The sequence below is a fragment of the Stenotrophomonas sp. CFBP 13724 genome (assembly GCF_014841975.1).
Classification (GTDB): Bacteria; Pseudomonadota; Gammaproteobacteria; order Xanthomonadales; family Xanthomonadaceae; genus Stenotrophomonas; species Stenotrophomonas lacuserhaii.
This window is the reverse complement of record NZ_JACYUW010000002.1, coordinates 295,359-313,876: the sequence shown is the minus strand read 5'-3', so window position 1 is coordinate 313,876 and position 18,518 is coordinate 295,359. Positions and strand designations below refer to the sequence as shown.

General features: G+C 67.3%; 16 protein-coding genes and 1 other RNA gene. 1 reads left to right on the top strand and 16 read right to left on the bottom strand.

Translation table 11 applies throughout. The features are described 5' to 3' along the window. Positions 1–133 precede the first annotated feature (133 nt). The 15 genes from lpxC to mraZ all read right to left on the bottom strand — a co-directional run bounded on the left by lpxC (position 134) and on the right by mraZ (position 17,018). Complete coding sequence (gene lpxC / locus IFT63_RS12395; protein ID WP_192084380.1) at positions 134–1,045, bottom strand: UDP-3-O-acyl-N-acetylglucosamine deacetylase; 912 nt, start codon at positions 1,043–1,045, stop codon at positions 134–136. A gap of 219 nt (positions 1,046–1,264) precedes the next feature. After that, positions 1,265–2,512, bottom strand: a complete 1,248-nt coding sequence (gene ftsZ, locus IFT63_RS12390) for a cell division protein FtsZ (protein WP_042613653.1) — start codon at positions 2,510–2,512, stop codon at positions 1,265–1,267. Between the two features lie 168 nt (positions 2,513–2,680). After that, entirely contained in the window at positions 2,681–3,916 is a 1,236-nt protein-coding gene (gene ftsA, locus IFT63_RS12385; RefSeq protein ID WP_042613652.1) for a cell division protein FtsA, read from the bottom strand. Next, positions 3,913–4,644: a cell division protein FtsQ/DivIB gene (locus IFT63_RS12380; RefSeq protein WP_042613651.1), complete on the bottom strand. Its 732-nt coding sequence runs from the start codon at positions 4,642–4,644 to the stop codon at positions 3,913–3,915. The genes ftsA and IFT63_RS12380 overlap by 4 nt, the downstream gene beginning before the upstream one ends. Continuing rightward, a complete protein-coding gene (locus tag IFT63_RS12375) occupies positions 4,641–5,618 on the bottom strand; it encodes a D-alanine--D-alanine ligase (RefSeq protein ID WP_192084379.1) in 978 nt (325 codons plus the stop codon). The genes IFT63_RS12380 and IFT63_RS12375 overlap by 4 nt, the downstream gene beginning before the upstream one ends. Then, on the bottom strand, positions 5,615–7,051 hold the full coding sequence (gene murC / locus IFT63_RS12370; protein ID WP_192084378.1) for a UDP-N-acetylmuramate--L-alanine ligase: 1,437 nt from the start codon (positions 7,049–7,051) through the stop codon (positions 5,615–5,617). The genes IFT63_RS12375 and murC overlap by 4 nt, the downstream gene beginning before the upstream one ends. A gap of 43 nt (positions 7,052–7,094) precedes the next feature. Beyond that, entirely contained in the window at positions 7,095–8,183 is a 1,089-nt protein-coding gene (gene murG, locus IFT63_RS12365) for an undecaprenyldiphospho-muramoylpentapeptide beta-N-acetylglucosaminyltransferase (protein ID WP_192084377.1), read from the bottom strand. After that, a complete protein-coding gene (gene ftsW, locus IFT63_RS12360) occupies positions 8,180–9,526 on the bottom strand; it encodes a putative lipid II flippase FtsW (RefSeq protein ID WP_192084376.1) in 1,347 nt (448 codons plus the stop codon). Before ftsW ends, murG begins: the two co-directional genes overlap by 4 nt. Beyond that, on the bottom strand, positions 9,526–10,611 hold the full coding sequence (gene mraY / locus IFT63_RS12355; protein ID WP_057507808.1) for a phospho-N-acetylmuramoyl-pentapeptide-transferase: 1,086 nt from the start codon (positions 10,609–10,611) through the stop codon (positions 9,526–9,528). Before mraY ends, ftsW begins: the two co-directional genes overlap by 1 nt. Continuing rightward, positions 10,601–11,995, bottom strand: coding sequence for a UDP-N-acetylmuramoyl-tripeptide--D-alanyl-D-alanine ligase (gene murF, locus IFT63_RS12350; RefSeq protein ID WP_192084375.1), 1,395 nt, complete (start codon positions 11,993–11,995; stop codon positions 10,601–10,603). The genes mraY and murF overlap by 11 nt, the downstream gene beginning before the upstream one ends. Continuing rightward, positions 11,992–13,482, bottom strand: coding sequence for a UDP-N-acetylmuramoyl-L-alanyl-D-glutamate--2,6-diaminopimelate ligase (locus IFT63_RS12345; RefSeq protein WP_192084374.1), 1,491 nt, complete (start codon positions 13,480–13,482; stop codon positions 11,992–11,994). The genes murF and IFT63_RS12345 overlap by 4 nt, the downstream gene beginning before the upstream one ends. Beyond that, positions 13,479–15,332, bottom strand: a complete 1,854-nt coding sequence (locus tag IFT63_RS12340; protein ID WP_192084373.1) for a penicillin-binding transpeptidase domain-containing protein — start codon at positions 15,330–15,332, stop codon at positions 13,479–13,481. Before IFT63_RS12340 ends, IFT63_RS12345 begins: the two co-directional genes overlap by 4 nt. Then, a complete protein-coding gene (gene ftsL / locus IFT63_RS12335; RefSeq protein WP_042613642.1) occupies positions 15,329–15,592 on the bottom strand; it encodes a cell division protein FtsL in 264 nt (87 codons plus the stop codon). Before ftsL ends, IFT63_RS12340 begins: the two co-directional genes overlap by 4 nt. Next, positions 15,589–16,557, bottom strand: coding sequence for a 16S rRNA (cytosine(1402)-N(4))-methyltransferase RsmH (gene rsmH / locus IFT63_RS12330; protein ID WP_042613670.1), 969 nt, complete (start codon positions 16,555–16,557; stop codon positions 15,589–15,591). The genes ftsL and rsmH overlap by 4 nt, the downstream gene beginning before the upstream one ends. Before the next feature lie 14 nt (positions 16,558–16,571). Continuing rightward, complete coding sequence (gene mraZ / locus IFT63_RS12325) at positions 16,572–17,018, bottom strand: division/cell wall cluster transcriptional repressor MraZ (protein WP_042613641.1); 447 nt, start codon at positions 17,016–17,018, stop codon at positions 16,572–16,574. 324 nt (positions 17,019–17,342) lie between these two features. Here mraZ and IFT63_RS12320 point away from each other — a divergent pair, with 324 nt between their 5' ends. Next, the gene (locus IFT63_RS12320; protein WP_192084372.1) at positions 17,343–18,098 is read left to right on the top strand and encodes an NRDE family protein; all 756 of its coding nucleotides are present in this window, start codon (positions 17,343–17,345) and stop codon (positions 18,096–18,098) included. A gap of 58 nt (positions 18,099–18,156) precedes the next feature. On the opposite strand, the gene rnpB is transcribed toward IFT63_RS12320, so the two are convergent. Continuing rightward, positions 18,157–18,505, bottom strand: an RNA gene (gene rnpB / locus IFT63_RS12315) — RNase P RNA component class A. Positions 18,506–18,518 lie beyond the last annotated feature (13 nt).

Below are 18,518 nucleotides of genomic sequence, written 5' to 3'. Positions count from 1 at the left end.
CAGGCTTTCAGCGGTACAGGTTCACAAACTGTGACGCGCTGGGCGCTTGGACCCGGCGCGTCACATTTGGCGGCCTCAGAACGCGAAACGCCGCCCGGGGGCGGCGTCAAGTTATTGATATAGAATCGCTTTTTCAAGCGTAAGCGGGGGCGCCATAGGCGACAGGTTCCGCCGCTGCCTGGGAGTCGTAGCTCACCCATTCCCACGCGGTCGCGTCGGCCATCAAGGCACGCACCAGTTTGTTGTTCAGTGCGTGGCCCGATTTGAATCCTTCATAGGCGCCCAGCACCTGGCCACCGGCGAGGTAAAGATCGCCGATCGCGTCAAGGATCTTGTGGCGGACGAACTCATCGGCGTAACGCAGGCCGTCTTCGTTCAGCACCCGGAACTCGTCGAGCACGATGGCGTTGTCCATCGACCCGCCGAGGCCGAGGTTGCGCTCGCGCATGTATTCCAGGTCGCGCATGAAGCCGAAGGTGCGCGCGCGGGAGATTTCCTTGGTGTAGGCCGCGGTGGAGAACTCGATTTCCTGGCGCGACTGCTTGGCCGGGATCATCGGGTGGTCGAACTGGATGGTGAAGCCCAGCCTGTAGCCTTCATAAGGTTCGAAGCGCGCGACCTTGTCGCCTTCGGTGACTTCGACGGTCTTCAGCACGCGGATGAAGCGCTTGGCGGCATCCTGTTCGATGATGCCCGCCGACTGCAGCAGGAACACGAACGGGCCGGACGAACCGTCCATGATCGGCAGCTCGGCCGAGGACAGTTCGACGATGATGTTGTCCACGCCGAGGCCAGCCAGTGCCGACATCAGGTGTTCGACGGTCTGGATCTTGGCGTCGTTGCAGGTCAGGCCGGTGCACAGCGTCACCTCGGTGACGAGCTCGGCCTTGGCCGGCACGTCGACCACCGGATCCAGGTCCACGCGACGGAACACGATGCCATGGTTGACCGGTGCCGGGCGCAGGGTCATGTAGACCTTGTCACCACTGTGCAGGCCAACGCCAGTAGCGCGGATCGTGTTCTTGAGGGTACGTTGCGGGATCATGGGGTGTGGCCAGGTGCATGCGGCGGGCCGCGATGGCCTGCCCAAGGGGGTGGGACAGATTAACACGCGACCGGCCCTACCCCGGCTGAAGCCAGGCGGGTCATGGCGCGATGCAGGTAAAGCTCATGCATGACAGGGCTGCCGGGCCCATCCTGGCCCGGCGCCTGTAGTGCAGGACATGGTGCTGGCGACCGGGGAGGACAACCCCGGCGCCGGCGATCAGTCCGCCTGGCGGCGCAGGAACGCCGGGATGTCCAGGTAGTCGTTGGGCAGTTCAGCGGTCTGCGTGGTGGAGCTGCTGGAAGCCGACGAGGAGGAGGCCGACGAGGACGTCGCCACGCTGTCGCTGCTGGCCCGACGCAGGCCCAGACCCACCCCACCGACGGCCTTGGACACCGCATCGCCGCCGTTGTCGAAGTCGGAGAACTCCGGCTGGCCGGTGGTGGCGTTGCGGACCAGCTTGATCGGCGCACGTTCGCCCGGACGCTGGGTCTTGCCGGCAGCCACGCGGTTCAGGCCGGTGGCCACCACGGTGACGCGCACTTCGTCCTGCATGTCCGGATCCAGCACGGTGCCGACCACGACGGTGGCATCTTCCGATGCGAAGCCGTCGATGGTGCGGCCGATCTCGTCGAACTCGGCCATGGTGAAGTCCGCACCGGCGGTGATGTTGACCAGGATGCCGTTGGCGCCGGCCAGGTTCACATCGTCCAGCAGCGGGTTCTGGATGGCCGATTCGGCCGCGGCCTGCGCGCGGTCATCGCCGCGGGCGGTGCCGGTACCCATCATCGCCAGGCCCATTTCGGACATGACGGTGCGCACGTCGGCGAAGTCGACGTTGATCAGGCCCGGACGCACGATCAGGTCGGCGATGCCCTGCACGGCGCCCTGCAGCACGTCGTTGGCGGCACGGAAGGCCTGGATCATGGTGGCGTTGCGGCCCAGCACGGTGATCAGCTTTTCATTGGGGATGGTGATCAGCGAGTCGCAGTGCTGGCTCAGTTCCTCGATGCCCTTCAGCGCGACCTGCATGCGGCGACGGCCTTCGAACGGGAACGGCTTGGTGACCACGGCCACGGTCAGGATGCCCATTTCCTTGGCCAGCTGCGCCACCACCGGCGCAGCGCCGGTACCGGTGCCACCGCCCATGCCGGCAGTGATGAAGACCATGTCCGCACCCTGCAGCGCGTCCATGATGCGCTCGCGGTCTTCCAGCGCGGCCTGGCGGCCGACTTCCGGATTCGCGCCGGCGCCCAGGCCCTTGGTGACATTGGTGCCCAGCTGCAGCTGCAGCTTCGCACCGCAATTCTTGATGGCCTGCGAGTCGGTGTTGGCGGTGATGAATTCCACCCCGTCCACCGCAGAGTTGACCATGTGCGCCACGGCGTTGCCGCCGCCGCCGCCCACGCCAACCACCTTGATCACCGCATTGGGTGCCATCTTTTCGATCAATTCAAAATGCGCCATGTCCGTGTCCTCGGTTGTATCCGCTTCCTTTGGCATGTGGGCGGGGGAGGCATCCTGCCTTCCGCTGCATGCCGCCGTTGCGGCTGTAGTGGTTTGTTGTTGCTGTGTGGTGCAGTGTGTTGCGGTGTTGCGTTTCAAAGCAGCCGGCCGGGGCCGGCGTCGCCGCGGTCAGAATTCGCCGCGGAACCAGGTTTTCAGTTTCTTGAACATGCTTCCCGCGCGCCCGGCCGGCAGTGACGGCCGGCGCGGGTGCTCGATCTGGCTGCCCATCAGCAGCAGGCCGACGCCGGTTGCGTGGACGGGATTGCCGACCACTTCGCCCAGCCCGGTGACGTGCTGAGGAATGCCCACGCGTACTGGCATCTGCAGCATTTCCTCGGCCAGTTCGACCACGCCTTCCATCTTCGAAGCACCGCCGGTGAGCACCATACCGGCGCGCACCAGTTCTTCGAAACCGGAACGGCGCAGTTCGGCCTGCACCATTTCAAAGATCTCCTCGTAACGCCCCTGCACCGCCTGGGCGAGTGCGTGGCGCGGCATGCGGCGCGGCGGACGATCACCGACGCTGGGTACCTGGATGCTTTCCTCGGCGGTGGCCAGCTGGGCCAGCGCGCAGGCATAGCGCACCTTGATCTGCTCCGCTTCGGGGGTCGGCGTGCGCAGCATGTGCGCGATGTCATTGGTGACGTGGTCACCGGCGATCGGCAGCGACGCGGTGTGGCAGATCGCGCCCTGCACGAACACGGCGATATCGGTGGTGCCGGCGCCCATGTCCACCAGCACCACGCCCAGTTCGCGCTCGTCGGCGGTGAGCACGGCCACGCTGGAAGCCAGCGAAGACAGCACCAGGTCGTCCACCTGCAGGCCGCAGCGCTGCACGCACTTGCTGATGTTGGCGGCAGCGGACTGCGCGCATACCACCAGGTGGGCGTGCACTTCCAGCCGCACGCCGGTCATGCCGACGGGATTGCGGATGCCTTCCTGCGAATCGTCCAGAACGTATTCGCGCGGGATGGCGTGCAGGATCTTCTGGTCGGCCGGGATCGCCACAGCCTTGGCCGCGTCGAGCACCCGGTCCAGGTCGCCCCAGGTCACTTCGCCGTCGCGGATCGGCACGATGCCGGGCGAGTTCTTGCACTGCACGTGGTTGCCGGAGATGGAGGCATACACCGAGCGGATCTCGCAGCCGGCCATCAGCTCGGCTTCTTCCACCGCGCGCTGGATCGACTGCACGGTTGACTCGATGTCCACCACCACGCCGCGCTTGAGGCCGCGCGATTCGTGCGAGCCGATGCCGATCACCTCGATGGGGTTGCCCGGCGAGTACTCACCCACCAGCGCCACCACCTTGGAGGTGCCGATGTCGAGGCCGACGATCAACGATTTGTCACCCTTGCGATTCATGTCCTGTCCTGCGTTTTCTTCGGCGCTGCGGCCGGCGGTTCACCCCAGCTGAGGGTGAAGCCATTGGTGTATCGGAGGTCGGCGCGCTCGATCGGCGCGGCCTGGCTGGCCAACTGCGGCAACACACGTACATAGCGCTGCAGGCGCGAACGCGCGTCGTCGCGCCCCACCACCACTTCGGTCCCGTTGCTCAGCAGCAGCGACCAGCTGCCGCGTGCATCCATGCTCAGGCGGGTCACGTCCAGCCCGGACGGGGCGAACATCGAACGAGCGTCGTTGTAGAGCGTCACCACTTCTTCGGTCTGGCTGTCCGGGCCATCCAGCTGCGGCAGCTGCAGGTCGGCCAGCTTCTTCGGCGTGGGGAACAGCTTGCCCTGCTCTGACAGCAGGCGATCATTGCCCCAGCGTGCGAACGGCTTGTGCTCGATCAGCGTCACTTCGAGCACATCCGGCCACTGCTTGCGCACGCGGGCGCTTTCCACCCACGGCAGGCGCTCGATGCTGTCCTGCGCATCCTGCAGGCGCACCGCGAAGAAGCCGGCATGCGCATACGGCACCAGCACCTTCTGCAGCTGTTCAGCCGGCACCCGCTTGAACTCACCGTGCACGCGCAGCTTGGCCAACGGCCAGCGTTCGGCGCCCACCCAGCCGTTGAGCACGGCCACCACGGGCAGTGCCACCACGGACAGGGCGATCAGCCAGACGAAGATGCGCAGCACCGCGTTCATGCGTGGCCAGTCTCCTGCGATGGGTCGGCCAGGGTCTGTTCCAGCACGCGCCAGACCAGTTCTTCGAAACCGATACCGGCCTGGCCGGCGGCCTTGGGCACCAGCGAATGGCTGGTCATGCCCGGGGCGGTGTTCACTTCCAGCAGGAACAGGCGGCCCGTGGCGCGGTCGCGCATCACGTCCACCCGGCCCCAGCCCCGGCAGCCGGCGGCGCGGAAGGCGGCCAGCGCAAGACGGCGGATCTCCTCCTCGTCCGCGCCGTCCAGGCCCGGGCACAGGTACTGGGTATCGTCGGCCTTGTACTTGGCTTCATAGTCGTACCACTGGCCTTTCGGCACGATGCGGATCGACGGCAGCGCGACATCGCCGAGGATGCCGACGGTGAGCTCATCACCGACCACCATCTGTTCCATCAGCAGCTGGCCGTCATAGCGCGTGGCCAGTGCTACGGCTTCGTCCAGGCCGGCATCGTCGAAGACCCGGCTGATGCCCACGCTGGAGCCTTCGTTGGCCGGCTTGACCACCACCGGCAAGCCCAGCTCGGCGGCCTGCGCGTGTACGTCCGCGGCGGTCACCTTGCGGTACTGCGGGGTGGGCAGGCCGACGGACAGCCACACCTGCTTGGTGCGGATCTTGTCCATGCTCAACGCCGAACCCAATACGTCCGAACCGGTGTACGGCACGCCGAAGGCTTCCAGCAGGCCCTGCACGATGCCATCCTCGCCCCCGCCGTTATGGCCGTGCAGGATGTTGAACACCCGGTCGACCTCGCCGGCGACCAGCGCCCTGGACAGTGCCGGGATGCCATCGATGGCGAACGCGTTGACGCCACGCGCCTGCAGCGCCTCCAGCACGTTGCGGCCGGAATCCAGCGACACTTCGCGCTCGCTGGAGGTGCCACCGAGCAGCACGCCAACGCGGCCGAAGTCCGCCGGGTCGGTGCTGCGCAGCGCCGGGAAAGTGAGGCCGCTCATGCCTGGGCCCCCACGCTGAAGCCTTCGCTGGCGATCTGCTGTGCCACCGCGCCGATATCGCCTGCGCCCATCATCAACAACAGGTCGCCGTCCTGCAGCACGTCGGGCAGCACGTGCGCCAGCTCTGCGGCCTTGCCGACCACCACCGGTTCACCGCGGCCGCGCGCGCGGATGGCACGTGCCAGCGCTTCGGAATCGGCACCTGCGATCGGCTCTTCGCCGGCCGGGTAGACCTCACTCAGTACCAGCGCATCGACGCTGGACAGCACCGCGGCGAACTTGTCGAACTGGTCGCGGGTGCGGCTGTAGCGGTGCGGCTGGAAGGCCACCACCAGACGCTTGTCGGCCCAGCCACCGCGGGCGGCAGCGAACACCGCCTCCAGTTCGCTGGGATGGTGGCCGTAATCATCGATGACGCGGACTCTGGCACCGCTGGCGGTGGTGACTTCACCCAGGTCATTGAAGCGGCGACCGACGCCGGCGAAACTTTCCAGCGCGCGCGCGATGGCATCCGGGGCCACGCCCAGCTGCCAGCCGACGGCGGCGGCGGCCAGCGCGTTGAGCACGTTGTGCTTGCCCGGCAACGCCAGCACCACTTCCTGGCTGGTGCCCTGCGGCAGGCGCAGGGTGAAGCGCATCCGCGCACCTTCCTGCACCACGTTTTCCGCACGCACATCGGCGTGATCACTCAGCCCGTAGCTCATCACGTGGCGCGGCGTCTTCGCCGCCAACGCGGCCACTTCCGGATCATCGATGCACAGCACGGCCAGGCCGTAGAACGGCAGCCGCTGCAGGAATTCGGCAAACGCCGCCTGCACACGGGCGAAGTCGTTGCCGTAGTTTTCCAGGTGGTCGGCATCGATGTTGGTGATGATCGACATCAGCGGGTTAAGCCGCAGGAAGCTGCCATCGCTCTCGTCCGCTTCGGCTACCAGCCACTGGCCACTGCCCAGCTTGGCGTTGGCGCCGGCGGCCAGCAGCTGCCCGCCGATGACGAAAGTCGGATCCAGCCCGCCCTCGCTGAGCACCGCCGCGGTCAGGCTGGTGGTGGTGGTCTTGCCGTGCGTGCCGGCCACCGCGATGCCGCGGCGGAAGCGCATCAGTTCGGCCAGCATGGCCGCGCGCGGCATGATCGGGATGCGCTGGCTGCGCGCTTCCATCAGTTCCGGATTGTCGTCGCGGATCGCGCTGGACACCACCACGCAGTCCGTGCCGAGCACGTTGGCGGCGGAATGGCCGCGCATGATGCGCGCGCCGAGGCTGGCCAGGCGACGGGTCGCGGTGTTGTCGGCGTTGTCCGAGCCGGACACTTCATAACCCAGCGTCAGCATCACTTCGGCGATGCCGCTCATGCCGGTGCCACCGATGCCCACGAAATGCACGCGCGGGAAGGCGCGCACCAGGTCGTTGGTGTCGTGCAGGCGGCGGATCATGCGCAGCTCCGCGGGGTGTCGGCGCGGTGGCGCGGCACGTTGTTCATACAGCTTCCTCGAGGATGATGTCGGCGATGCGCTCTGCGGCATCGACCTTGGCCAGCGCACGTGCGGCTTTCGCCATCTGCATGCGGCGGGCGGGATTTTCGGATAGTTCACGCAACAGTGACGTGATGCCGGTGACCAGCGCGTCGCCCTGCTTCAACAGCACGGCGGCATCGCGCTCGACCAGATACTCGGCATTGCGGGTCTGGTGGTCGTCGACGGCGGCCGGGAACGGCACCAGTACACTGCCCACGCCGACCGCGCACAGCTCGGCCAGGGTAGACGCACCGGAACGGCACACCACCACGTCCGCCCACGCAAAGGCGTCGGCCATGTCGGCGATGAAGGGAGTGATCTCCGCCTCGACGCCGGCCTTGGCGTAGGCCTCCACGGCCTCGCCATGCAGCTTCTCGCCGCTCTGGTGGCGCACCGTCACCGGGTAGGCCGCACCCAGCGCGGCGATGGCCTGTGGCACGCCGGTGTTGAGCGCGCGCGCGCCCTGGCTGCCGCCCACCACCAGCACGCGGAGGGGACCGCTGCGGCCGGCGAAGCGCTGTTCAGGCGGCGCGATGGCTGCGATCTCGGCACGGACCGGGTTGCCGACGGCCTCTTCGCGCGCGGCGAAGCTGCCGGGGAAACCGGTCAGCACGCGCTGCGCGAAGCGCGACAGGAAGCGGTTGGTCATGCCCGGTGCACGGTTCTGTTCGTGCACCAGCAGCGGCAGGCCGTGCAGGCGCGCGGCCAGGCCACCGGGGCCGGAGGCATAACCGCCGAATGCAATGACCGCGCGCGGATGGCGGTCACGCAGGATGAAGCCGGCCTGGCGGATCGCGCGCAGCAGTCGCCACGGCGCGCCCATCAGCGCCAGCTTGCCCTTGCCGCGCAGGCCGGCGATGTCCAGCGTGTCGATCGGCACGTCATGCTGCGGCACCAGACGCGTTTCCATCTGCCCGACCGCACCCAGCCAGGTCACCGGGACGCCACGCGCACGCAGCACGCGGGCCACGGCCAGGCCGGGGAAGATATGTCCGCCGGTGCCACCGGCCAGGATCATCACAGGACGGTCGGCAGGAGCGCGCGCACTCATGACAACCTCCCGAAGGTCGGTTCGATGCGGGTCTGCAGGCGGCTGGTGCCACGCGGGGCGGTTGCCCGCGCCGGTGCATCCGGGCTCGTTTCCTGGCTGCTGGCGACGTTGGCCACGCGTCCCGGAACGACCGCGGGCGCGGCGCCGCCCGGTGCGCGCACCACGTCTTCGCTTGCATCGTCGCCACCGCCCATGCGCACCGCATGGCGGCGCTCGGCGCGGTCCAGTTCATAGGAAACGCGCAGCAGCAGGCCCATCGCCACGCAGGTCATCAGCACGCTGGAGCCGCCGGACGAAATCAACGGCAGCGTCAAGCCCTTGGTCGGCAGGATGCCCAGGTTGACGCCGATCGACACGAAGCTCTGCATGCTGATCCACAGCCCGATGCCGAAGGCGATGTAGCCGGAGAAGTGGCGCTTCATTTCCACGCAGCGCATGCCCAGCCACATCGTGCGCCCCACCAGCAGCGCATACAGCGCCACGATCAGGCAGGTGCCGATGAAGCCCAGCTCTTCGGCGGTCACCGAGAAGATGAAATCGGTATGCGCTTCGGGCAGGTAGTACAGCTTCTGCACCGAGTTGCCCAGGCCCACACCGGTCCACTCGCCGCGGCCCACGGCCATCAGCGCGTTGGACAGCTGGTAGCCGTCGCCCTGCTGGTCAGCCCACGGATCCAGGAAGGAGGTGATGCGGCGCATGCGATAGGGTTCGAAGATCGCCAGCGCGGTCATGCCGATCATGCCGAAGATGATCGGCATGGACATGCGCGGCATGTTGACCCCGCCCAGCACCAGCATGCCGGCGGTGATCGCCAGCAGCAGGGTGGACGAACCGAAGTCGGGCTGCAGCAGCATCAGCACCACCAGCGCGCCGGCCACGCCGAGGGGCTTGAGCATCGCCGGCCAGGTGGCGTTGACCTCGTCGCGGAAGCGCACCAGGTAGCTGGACAGCCACACGATGTACAGCACCTTGACCGCTTCGACGGTCTGGAATTTGGAGACGCCCAGGTTGATCCAGCGCCGGGCGCCGTTGACGCTGCTGCCGAGGCCGGGGATGAACACCACGATCAGCAGCGCGAAGCAGCCCAGCAGCAGCAGCTGGTTGTACTGCTCGATGGTTTTCAGTTCGGTACGCATGGCCAGCCCGGCCAGCACGATGCCCACCGCCAGGAAGATCAGGTGGCGGTTGAGGTAGTAGAACGGGCTGCTCATCAGCGCGATCGAACTGGACGCGACCATCACCACGCCCAGCCCGGTCAGCGCGATGATCGCGCCGAGCAGCCACTTGTCGAAGTGGCCTCCGATGGCTTCAAGGCGTGTTGCCTGGCGCGACAGGTCATTCATCAGCGCACCTTCAACGTGGCCAGGCCGACCAGCACCAGCACCACCGAGATGATCCAGAAACGCACGATCACGCGCGGCTCCGGCCAGCCCTTCAGTTCGAAGTGGTGGTGGATCGGGGCCATGCGGAACACCCGCTTGCCGGTCAGCTTGAACGAGGCGACCTGGATCATCACCGACAGCGTTTCAACCACGAACACGCCGCCCATGATCACCAGCACCAGCTCCTGCCGCACGATCACTGCGATGGTGCCCAGCACCGCGCCCAGCGCCAGTGCGCCGATGTCACCCATGAACACCATGGCCGGATAGGTGTTGAACCACAGGAAGCCGAGGCCCGCGCCGGCGATCGCCGCGCAGATGATCACCAGCTCGCCCGCGCCCGGGATCTGCGGGATCTGCAGGTAGTTGGAGAACACCACGTTGCCCGATGCATAGGCGAACACGCCCAGCGCGCAGGCCACCAGCACCGTCGGCATGATCGCCAGGCCGTCCAGGCCGTCGGTCAGGTTGACCGCGTTGGAGAACCCGACGATCCAGAAATAGGCGATGGCCACGAAGCTGATGCCGGCCAGCGGCAGCGCGACCGACTTGAACATCGGGATGTAGAAGGTCAGCGCGGACGGCACGTCGGCGGTGAAGTACAGGAACAGGCCGGCGGCCAGGCCGAAGATCGACTGCAGCAGGTACTTGTAGCGCGACTTCAGGCCATTGGGGTCGCGGCGCACGATCTTGATCCAGTCGTCGTACCAGCCGATGGCGCCAAAGCAGATCATCACCGCCAGCACCAGCCACACGTAGCGGTTGCTCAGGTCGGCCCAGGCCAGCACGGCCAGGGTGACGGTCAGCAGGATCAGCGAGCCGCCCATGGTCGGCGTGCCGGCCTTGGCGAAATGGGTCTGCGGACCATCGGTGCGGATCGGCTGGCCACCCTTGAACTGGGCCAGCCGGCGGATCACCGCAGGGCCCATCCACAGCGACAGGAACAGCGCCGTCAACGCCGCCAGGATGGCGCGGAACGTCTGGTAGTTGAACAGCCCGAACGAGCTCTCCAGCTGCTGCAACCATCGAGCCAGTTCATACAACATGGGGGGCTTCCTCTCCTTGCGCGAGCAGCGCTTTCACGATCTTGTCCATGGCGCTGCCACGGGATCCCTTGACCAGGCAGCGCACGCCGGCCCGGAGGTCGTCCTGCAGCGCGCGCGCCAGTGCGTCATGGGTTTCGAAATGTCGACCACCGTCGCCGAATGCAGCCGACGCGGCAGCGCTGAGCGGACCCAGCGTATACAGGCGCTTGATGCCGCCCTGGCGCGCGCGCTGGCCGGCCTGCGCATGCAGTGCCACCGCCTCCGGGCCGAGTTCGCGCATGTCACCCAGCACCAGCCAGGCGTCCTGGCCGCTGCTGGCCAGCGCATCGATCGCCGCCGCCAACGAACCGGGATTGGCGTTGTAGCTGTCATCCACCAGCACCGCGCCGTTGGGCAGGCGGTGGGCGATCTGCCGTCCCGGCACCGGTTCGGTCACCGCCAGCGCGGCCACGATCTGCGGCAGCGGAATGGCCGCCGCCAGTGCCAATGCGGTTGCGGCCAGTGCATTGCCGATGTTGTGGCGGCCCGGCAGCGGCAGCGTTACCTCCGCCTTGCCTGCCGGCGTGTGCAGCAGGAAGTGGCTGCCCGCGGCGTCGAAGCGGATTGCCGAGGCGGACACGTCCGCGCTGTGGTCCAGGCCGAAACGCAGCACACCGCAACGCGGTGGGGTACCGATGAAATGCTGCTCGAACCACGGCGCGAAGGCGTCGTCGGCGTTGATCACCGCCACGCCATCGGCCGGCAACGCGGCGTAGATCGCACCCTTGGTGCTGGCCACGCCCTGCAGGCTGCCCATGCGTTCCAGGTGCGCGGCGGCGATGTTGTTCACCAGCGACCAGCGCGGACGCACGATGTCGGTCAGGTAGGCGATGTCTCCGGGCTTGCCGGCGCCCATTTCATAGACCGCGAAGTCGGCATCTTCCGGCGCTGCGATCACCGCCAGCGGCAGGCCGATCTCGTTGTTGAAGTTGCCCGGGTTGGCATGCACGACCTTGTGTTCGACCTGTGCATGCTGGCGCAGGATATCCAGCAGCAGCGTCTTCACGCTGGTCTTGCCGTTGCTGCCGGTGATGGCGAACACGCCGGTGCTGCGGTCGCGCTGCATGCCAGCGGCGATGCGGGCCAGGGCCAGCTCGCTGTCGGCTACCAGCACCTGCGGCAGGTTCAGCGGCAGCAGGCGTTCAACCAGCAGCGCGCTGGCGCCGCGGGCCTGCGCATCGGTGCCGAAATCGTGCCCGTCGAAGCGCTCCCCGCGCAGCGCCACGTACAGGCTGCCGGGGCTCATCTGGCGGGTGTCGTTGCTGATGGCATCGATGGCGACGTCGTCGCCATGGATCTCGCCGCCGGCCCAGTGCGCGATCAGCGAAAGCAGGGTGCGCCTCATGCCACCCCCTCCCCGTGCGCACGTGACGCCAGCGCGGCGGCGGCCACGTCGGTGTCATCGAAGGCATGGCGGACGCCGTTGATTTCCTGGTAGGGCTCATGGCCCTTGCCGGCGACCAGCACGATATCGCCGTGGCCTGCCGCGGCTACCGCAGCGCCGATGGCGCGTGCGCGGTCACGCTGCACCACCACGGAAGACGCGTCAGCGAAGCCTGCGAGGATGTCGGCCACGATGCGGTCACCGTCTTCGCCGCGCGGGTTGTCGTCGGTCACGGTGACCCGGTCGGCCAGGCGTTCGGCGATCGCGGCCATCTGCGGGCGTTTGCCCGCATCACGCTCGCCACCGCAGCCGAACACGCAGGCCAACTGGCCGGCGACGTGCCCGCGCAGGCTCGACAGCGCCTGTTCCAGGGCATCCGGGGTATGTGCGTAATCGATGACCACGGTGGGCTCGCCCGCTGCGCCGCCGAGCCGGTTCATCCGCCCGTGGATCGGCTGCAGCTGGCCCAGCACACCGGCGATGGTGGCCAGCGGATGGCCCAGCGCATGCAGGGTGCCGGCCACGGCCAGCAGATTGTCCACATTGAAGCGACCGAGCAGCGGCGAGCGCACCGCAGCGCTGTCTGCGTCGATCTGCAGGGTGAAGGCCAGCCCCTGCCCGTCCAGCACGATGTCCCGCGCATGCACCGCAGCGCCAGCCGCGTCACGCGAGCTCACGCCGATCGCCTGCTGGCCACCCGGGAGGCGCGCGTGCAGTTCGCGGCCGAAGCCATCGTCGAGATTCACCACCGAGGCACGCAGGCCAGGGCGGTGGAACAACCGCTCCTTCGCTGCGCCATAGGTGGGCATGTCGCCGTGGTAATCCAGATGGTCGCGGGTGAGGTTGGTGAACACCGCCACGTCATAGTGCACGGCGTCCACGCGGCCCTGGTCGAGCGCGTGCGAGCTGACTTCCATCGCGACCGCCTCTGCGCCGGCATCACGCAGCTCCGCCAGCAGGGCGTGCATCTGCAGCACCAGCGGGGTGGTGAAGCCGGTCGGCTGCACATCGCCGAACAGCCCGGCGCCGAGGGTGCCGATGCTGCCGCTGCGGGTGCCCAGCAGGTGCCAGGCCTGGGCCAGCAGCTGCACGGTGGAGGTCTTGCCGTTGGTGCCGGTCACCCCGACCATGCGCATCGCGCGCGATGGCGCGCCGTGGAACTGGTCGGCCATCGCGCCCATGCGCGCGCGCAGCCCGGGCACGGCGATGGCGTCGGCCGGTGCGGGCAGCTCCTGCGGCGCCGGCGGCTCGAACAGGATCGCCGACGCACCGGCGCCACGCGCCTGCTCGACGAAGCCCAGGCCATGCGCGCCAAAGCCGGCGATCGCCATGAAGGCATCGCCCGCACGGACCGCGCGGCTGTCCATCACCAGGCCGGTGACGGTCACATCGCGGCCTGCCAACGCCAGATCGGGAAGCAGGCTTGAAAGCAGCATGGAACGGCTCATTGCGTGCCTCCCGTCGGTGCGGGGGACGGCGCGGGGGCCTGCGCGGCAGTCGGCAGCGCGGCGTCGAATTCAGCGGCGGCGTCGGCGGGCAGCACGGCATCGGCCGGTGGCGTCGGCAGCACCGAGGCCGAATGCCCGGTCTTGCCCGACTGCTGCGCCGTCAGCCAGGACTGGATGTCGTCCGGCGGCACGTCCATCAGGCGCAGCGCACCGTCCATCACGTTGTGGAACACCGGCGCCGACACCAGGCCGCCGTAGTATTTGCCGGCCTGCGGATCGTTGATGACGATCACCGTAGCGAATCGCGGGTTGCTGGCCGGCACCACGCCGGCGAACAGCGCGTTGTAATGGCCGCGCTCGTAGCCGCCGGGGCCGGCCTTGCGTGCGGTACCGGTCTTGCCGGCCACGTGGTAGCCGAGTACCGCAGCCTGCTTGGCGCCGCCCTGGGTGACCACGGTTTCCATCATCGCCACCACTTCCTTGGCGACTTCCGCATCGACCACCTGCCGCGCTTCGTTGTGCTGGCCCTTGACGAAGGTCGGCGGAATCAGGCGGCCGCCGTTGCCCAGCGCCGAATACGCCGTGGCGATCTGCAGCGGGGTCACCGAAAGGCCGTAACCGTAGGACATGGTGGTCTTGGACGAACCGCTCCAGCGCGCCGGGCGCGGCAGCACACCACCGGATTCACCGGGGAAGCCACTGCCGGGGCGGCTGCCGTAGCCGAAGTTGTGCACCGAATCGTAGAACACCTGGTCGGTCATCTTGGCCACGACCTTGGCCGCGCCGACGTTCGAGCTGCGGGTGATCACGCCGGTGACGTTGAGCACGCCGTTGTTACGCGGCACGTCGCGGATGGTGTAACGCCCCAGCGACATGTAGCCGGGGTTGGTGTCGATGATCGTGTCCTTGGTGACCACGCCGGCCTGCAGCGCGGAGGCGATCGTCAGCGGCTTCATCGTCGAGCCCGGCTCGACCAGGTCGGTCACCGCGCGATTGCGGCGCGTGTCCGGCACCGCGCCATCCAGCGAGTTCGGGTTGTAGGTGGGCAGGTTGACCATGGCCAGCACTTCGCCGGTGGCCACGTCCATGATCACGATCGAACCGCCCGCTGCCTTGTTGGCGATCAGCGCGTTGCGCAGCTCGCGGTAGGCCAGGAACTGGATCCGCCGGTCGATGCTCAGGGTCAGGTCCTTGCCCGGCGTGGCGGCGCGCAACAGATCGCTTTCCACCGTTTCGCCCTTGCGGTTGCGGATCACCCGCTTGGCACCGGCTTCGCCGCGCAGCCATTCGTCGAAGGCCAGCTCCAGCCCTTCCTGGCCGCGGTCATCGATGTTGGTGAAGCCGAGCACGTGCGCCATCGCCTCACCCTGCGGGTAGAAGCGGCGGAACTCGCGCTGTGCGGCAACACCGGGGATCTTCAGCGCGACCACTTTCTCCGCATCGTCCGGGTTGATGCGGCGACGCAGGTACATGAATTCTTTGTCCGCCTTCTGGCTCAGGCGGCTGCTCAGGTCGTCCACCGAAAGGCCCAGCGCGGTCGCCAGCTCCGGAATGCGGTCCGGCGTGCGCAGCAGTTCCTGCGGGTTGACCCAGATCGAAGCGACCGGCGTGGAGACCGCCACCGGCTCGCCGTTGCGGTCGGTGATCATCCCGCGCGAGGTCTTGATCGGCAGTTCGCGCAGGTAGCGTGCCTCGCCCTGGCGCTGGTAGAAATCGCTGTTGATCAACTGCACGTAGGCGGCACGACCTACCAGCGACACCGAACACAGGCCCAGCGCCAGCGCGACCCAACGCAGCCGCTGGCGCAGGTTGAAGGCATTGCGGGGACGGTTGCGACCGGTCTTGTTCATGGGCGGACCACCACCACGTCGGCGGCTTCCGGGAACTTCATGCCGAGTTTTTCACGCGCCACCTGGTCGACCCGGTTGGCCTCGGCCAGGGTCGCCTGTTCCAGCTGCAGCCGGCCGAATTCGATGTTCAACTCATCGCGCACGCGCTCGGCACGGGCCAGCTCGATGAAGGTCTGGCGATGGCGATGGCGCACGAACACCACCCCGATCGCCGAAGCGACCGTGCAGGCCAGCAGCACGATCAGGATCAACCGGCTCATCCGGCGACCTCGCGCTTCTGCGCCACGCGCAGCACCGCACTGCGGGCGCGCGGGTTGCCGGACAGTTCGTCGTCATTGGCCTTGATGGCCCCGCCGATGAGGTCCAGCGTAGGCACGAAGACCTGCTGCTCGGGCAGGCGACGATTGCTCGGAGGCGCTTTGGCCAACCGGTTCATGTATTGCTTGACGATGCGGTCTTCCAGCGAATGGAAGCTGATCACGGCCAGCCGGCCACCCGGCTTGAGCCGTTGCACGGCCGCATCCAGGCCGGCCTCGAGATCGGCCAGCTCGCGGTTGATATGGATGCGGATGGCCTGGAAGCTGCGGGTGGCAGGATGAATCTTGTCCTTGCCGCGCGGCATCACCGAGGCGATCGCCTCGGCCAGTTCGGCGGTGCGGGTGAAGGGCTGCTTCTGCCGGCGGGCGACCAGCGCACGGGCGATGCGGCGGCTCTGGCGCTCTTCGCCATAGGTCCACAGCACGTCGGCGATCTCGGTGTCGTCCGCGCGTGCCAGCCACTGCGCCGCGCTTTCGCCGCTGTCCGGGTCCATCCGCATATCCAGCGGCCCGTCCTTGCCGAAGCTGAAACCGCGCTCGGCGACATCCAGCTGCGGCGACGAAACGCCCAGATCGAACAGCACCCCATCCAGGCCGGCGGCCGTCTGGTCCCACTGCAGCAGCTGGGCGAAGCTGCCACGGAAAATCGACACGCGCGGGTCCGGCGCGAAGTCGCGCTCGGCCACGGCGATCGCATCAGGATCCTTGTCCATCACCAACAGGCGGCCGCCCTCGCCGAGCTGCTCCAGCACGCCACGGGCATGACCGCCACGTCCAAACGTGCCGTCCAGGTAGGTTCCGTCTTCGATCACCCTCAGGCCTTCAAGGACCTGGGTGTACAGCACCGGCAGATGACCCGCCGGCGACTGCGACACCGGGAGGTGACCGGTCTGCGCTGTTCCGCGCACCCGGGCACCCCGGCTCACAATTTCAGATCGAGAAGCCCATCGCCCAGATCCTCGTCAGACAACGTCTGCTGGATCAATGCGCGGTGTGCCTGCTCGCTCCACAGTTCAAATTTGTCACCCATGCCCAGCAATACCGCCTTTTTTTCAATACCCACCGCGCCGCGGTGGCTGGCGGGGATGCTGATGCGGCCATTGCCGTCCAGCTCCAGATGTGCGGCCGAACCGACCAGTTTCTGCTGCAGCAGGCGTACCACCCGCTGGGTGTTCGGCTTGGCCATGACATCGTCACGGACCCGCTCCCATTCGGACTCGGCATACAGCCAGAGGCAGCCGGATTCGAACGGGTTGTAGGTCAGGACCAGTCGGTTGTTGCTCACGCGCGCGACGAGGTCGCGATGAACGGTCGGAACCGCCATGCGCCCTTTATCGTCAACTGTGATGGCCGTCTCGCCCTGAAACACGACGCGTGCACCTTTCCTTCAGCGTGATGAAACATTGAACCACGAAAAACCACAAAAGACCCGGTTTTCCCTCTGTTGCCCACCTTATCAGCGGTCAAAGGGTTGTCAACAACTTTTGGACAAGGAAATCACCTGTCTCATCAATAGCTTGCAGCGATCTTTAGAGACTTGTTCAAGGCTTATCCACAAGTGGCTGTTTCGTCTCAAATTTTCAGATTTCGCCGAAGTTCATGGGTGTGCAGAGGGTGTGAAGTCGCTCCCGCGCATTCATTGAGCGTCCCGATTCCGTAGCAGGCGACTGCGCAAAACAGCACAATGCGAGGCATGTGCCTGCTTGCCCTGTCCTGGCTGCACCACCCGCGCTGGCGGCTGGTGATGGTCGGTAACCGCGATGAGTTCCACGCGCGTCCAACCGCCGCGCTGTCCCGCTGGGCCGACGCGCCGCAGGTGATGGGCGGGCGCGACCTTCGCTCAGGCGGCGGGTGGGCAGGCGTCGGTGCGGGCGCGCGGATGGCGGTGGTCACCAACGTGCGCGATCCGCTGGCGTCGCAGGCCGGGCCATCGCGCGGCGCGCTGGTAGCCGATTACCTGCGCGGCAGCGCAGCGGCAGCCGTGCACGCCGATCGGCTGTCGCGCATCGCCACGACGTACGCCCCGTTCAACCTGCTGCTGGCAGACGCGCAGGCCGTGCAGTTCCTCGGCAACCATCCGCCCGGACAACAGCAGTTGGCAGCCGGCATCCACGGCCTGTCCAATGGCGCGCCGGACGCACCGTGGCCGAAGACGCGACGGCTGATGGACGCGCTTGGGGCGTGGACCGATAGCGACACCTCGTCACTGGAGCCCTTGTGGACGGCCTTGGCCGATGAGCACCGGCCTGCCGATGCTGAGCTGCCGGACACCGGGATCGGACTGGAACGGGAACGCTGGCTCAGCCCGGCCTTCATCCGTGGCGACGACTACGGCACCCGCGCCAGCACCATCATCCTGATCGACCACGATGGGCGGGGCGCCATCCATGAACGACGGTTCGGGCCGCAGGGCGTTGCCCTGGGCCAGGATCAGCTCGGCATCCAATAACGCACTGGGCCCAAAGCGCAGCACACCATGGGCGCTTCAACGCCGATGCGATGAAAGGTGGCGGAGCCGGCCGATAAGCCGGGTTCTGTCGTGGACAGTCATTCCTCTAGGCGTTACGTCACCGCAACGCTCAAGCAACCTACCCGGACCCGACGCGGGCCGCGCCATGAGGTCCCTATTTGGTCTTGCTCCAGGTGGGGTTTGCCGTACCGGTCTGTTGCCAGACTCGCGGTGCGCTCTTACCGCACCATTTCACCCTTACCACGCGCCCGAAGGCCGTTCGGCGGTATCTTTCTGTTGCACTTTCCGTCGGCTTGCGCCGCCCAGGCGTTACCTGGCACCTTGCCCTATGGAGCCCGGACTTTCCTCGGCATCCCGAAGGATGACGCGACTGTCTGGCCGACTCCGCCGCGTGCATTC

Bases quoted from the DNA above. Each gene is read 5' to 3' on its own strand.
- IFT63_RS12380 (WP_042613651.1), bottom strand. From the start codon at position 4,644: ATGAACGCGGTGCTGCGCATCTTCGTCTGGCTGATCGCCCTGTCCGTG.
- murG (WP_192084377.1), bottom strand. From the start codon at position 8,183: ATGAGTGCGCGCGCTCCTGCCGACCGTCCTGTGATGATCCTGGCCGGT.
- ftsZ (WP_042613653.1), bottom strand. From the start codon at position 2,512: ATGGCGCATTTTGAATTGATCGAAAAGATGGCACCCAATGCGGTGATC.
- IFT63_RS12375 (WP_192084379.1), bottom strand. From the start codon at position 5,618: ATGAGCGGCCTCACTTTCCCGGCGCTGCGCAGCACCGACCCGGCGGAC.
- murC (WP_192084378.1), bottom strand. From the start codon at position 7,051: ATGATCCGCCGCCTGCACGACACCAACGACCTGGTGCGCGCCTTCCCG.
- ftsL (WP_042613642.1), bottom strand. From the start codon at position 15,592: ATGAGCCGGTTGATCCTGATCGTGCTGCTGGCCTGCACGGTCGCTTCG.
- IFT63_RS12345 (WP_192084374.1), bottom strand. From the start codon at position 13,482: ATGAGCCGTTCCATGCTGCTTTCAAGCCTGCTTCCCGATCTGGCGTTG.
- ftsW (WP_192084376.1), bottom strand. From the start codon at position 9,526: ATGAATGACCTGTCGCGCCAGGCAACACGCCTTGAAGCCATCGGAGGC.
- lpxC (WP_192084380.1), bottom strand. From the start codon at position 1,045: ATGATCCCGCAACGTACCCTCAAGAACACGATCCGCGCTACTGGCGTT.
- ftsA (WP_042613652.1), bottom strand. From the start codon at position 3,916: ATGAATCGCAAGGGTGACAAATCGTTGATCGTCGGCCTCGACATCGGC.
- mraY (WP_057507808.1), bottom strand. From the start codon at position 10,611: ATGTTGTATGAACTGGCTCGATGGTTGCAGCAGCTGGAGAGCTCGTTC.
- IFT63_RS12320 (WP_192084372.1), top strand. From the start codon at position 17,343: ATGTGCCTGCTTGCCCTGTCCTGGCTGCACCACCCGCGCTGGCGGCTG.
- murF (WP_192084375.1), bottom strand. From the start codon at position 11,995: ATGAGGCGCACCCTGCTTTCGCTGATCGCGCACTGGGCCGGCGGCGAG.
- IFT63_RS12340 (WP_192084373.1), bottom strand. From the start codon at position 15,332: ATGAACAAGACCGGTCGCAACCGTCCCCGCAATGCCTTCAACCTGCGC.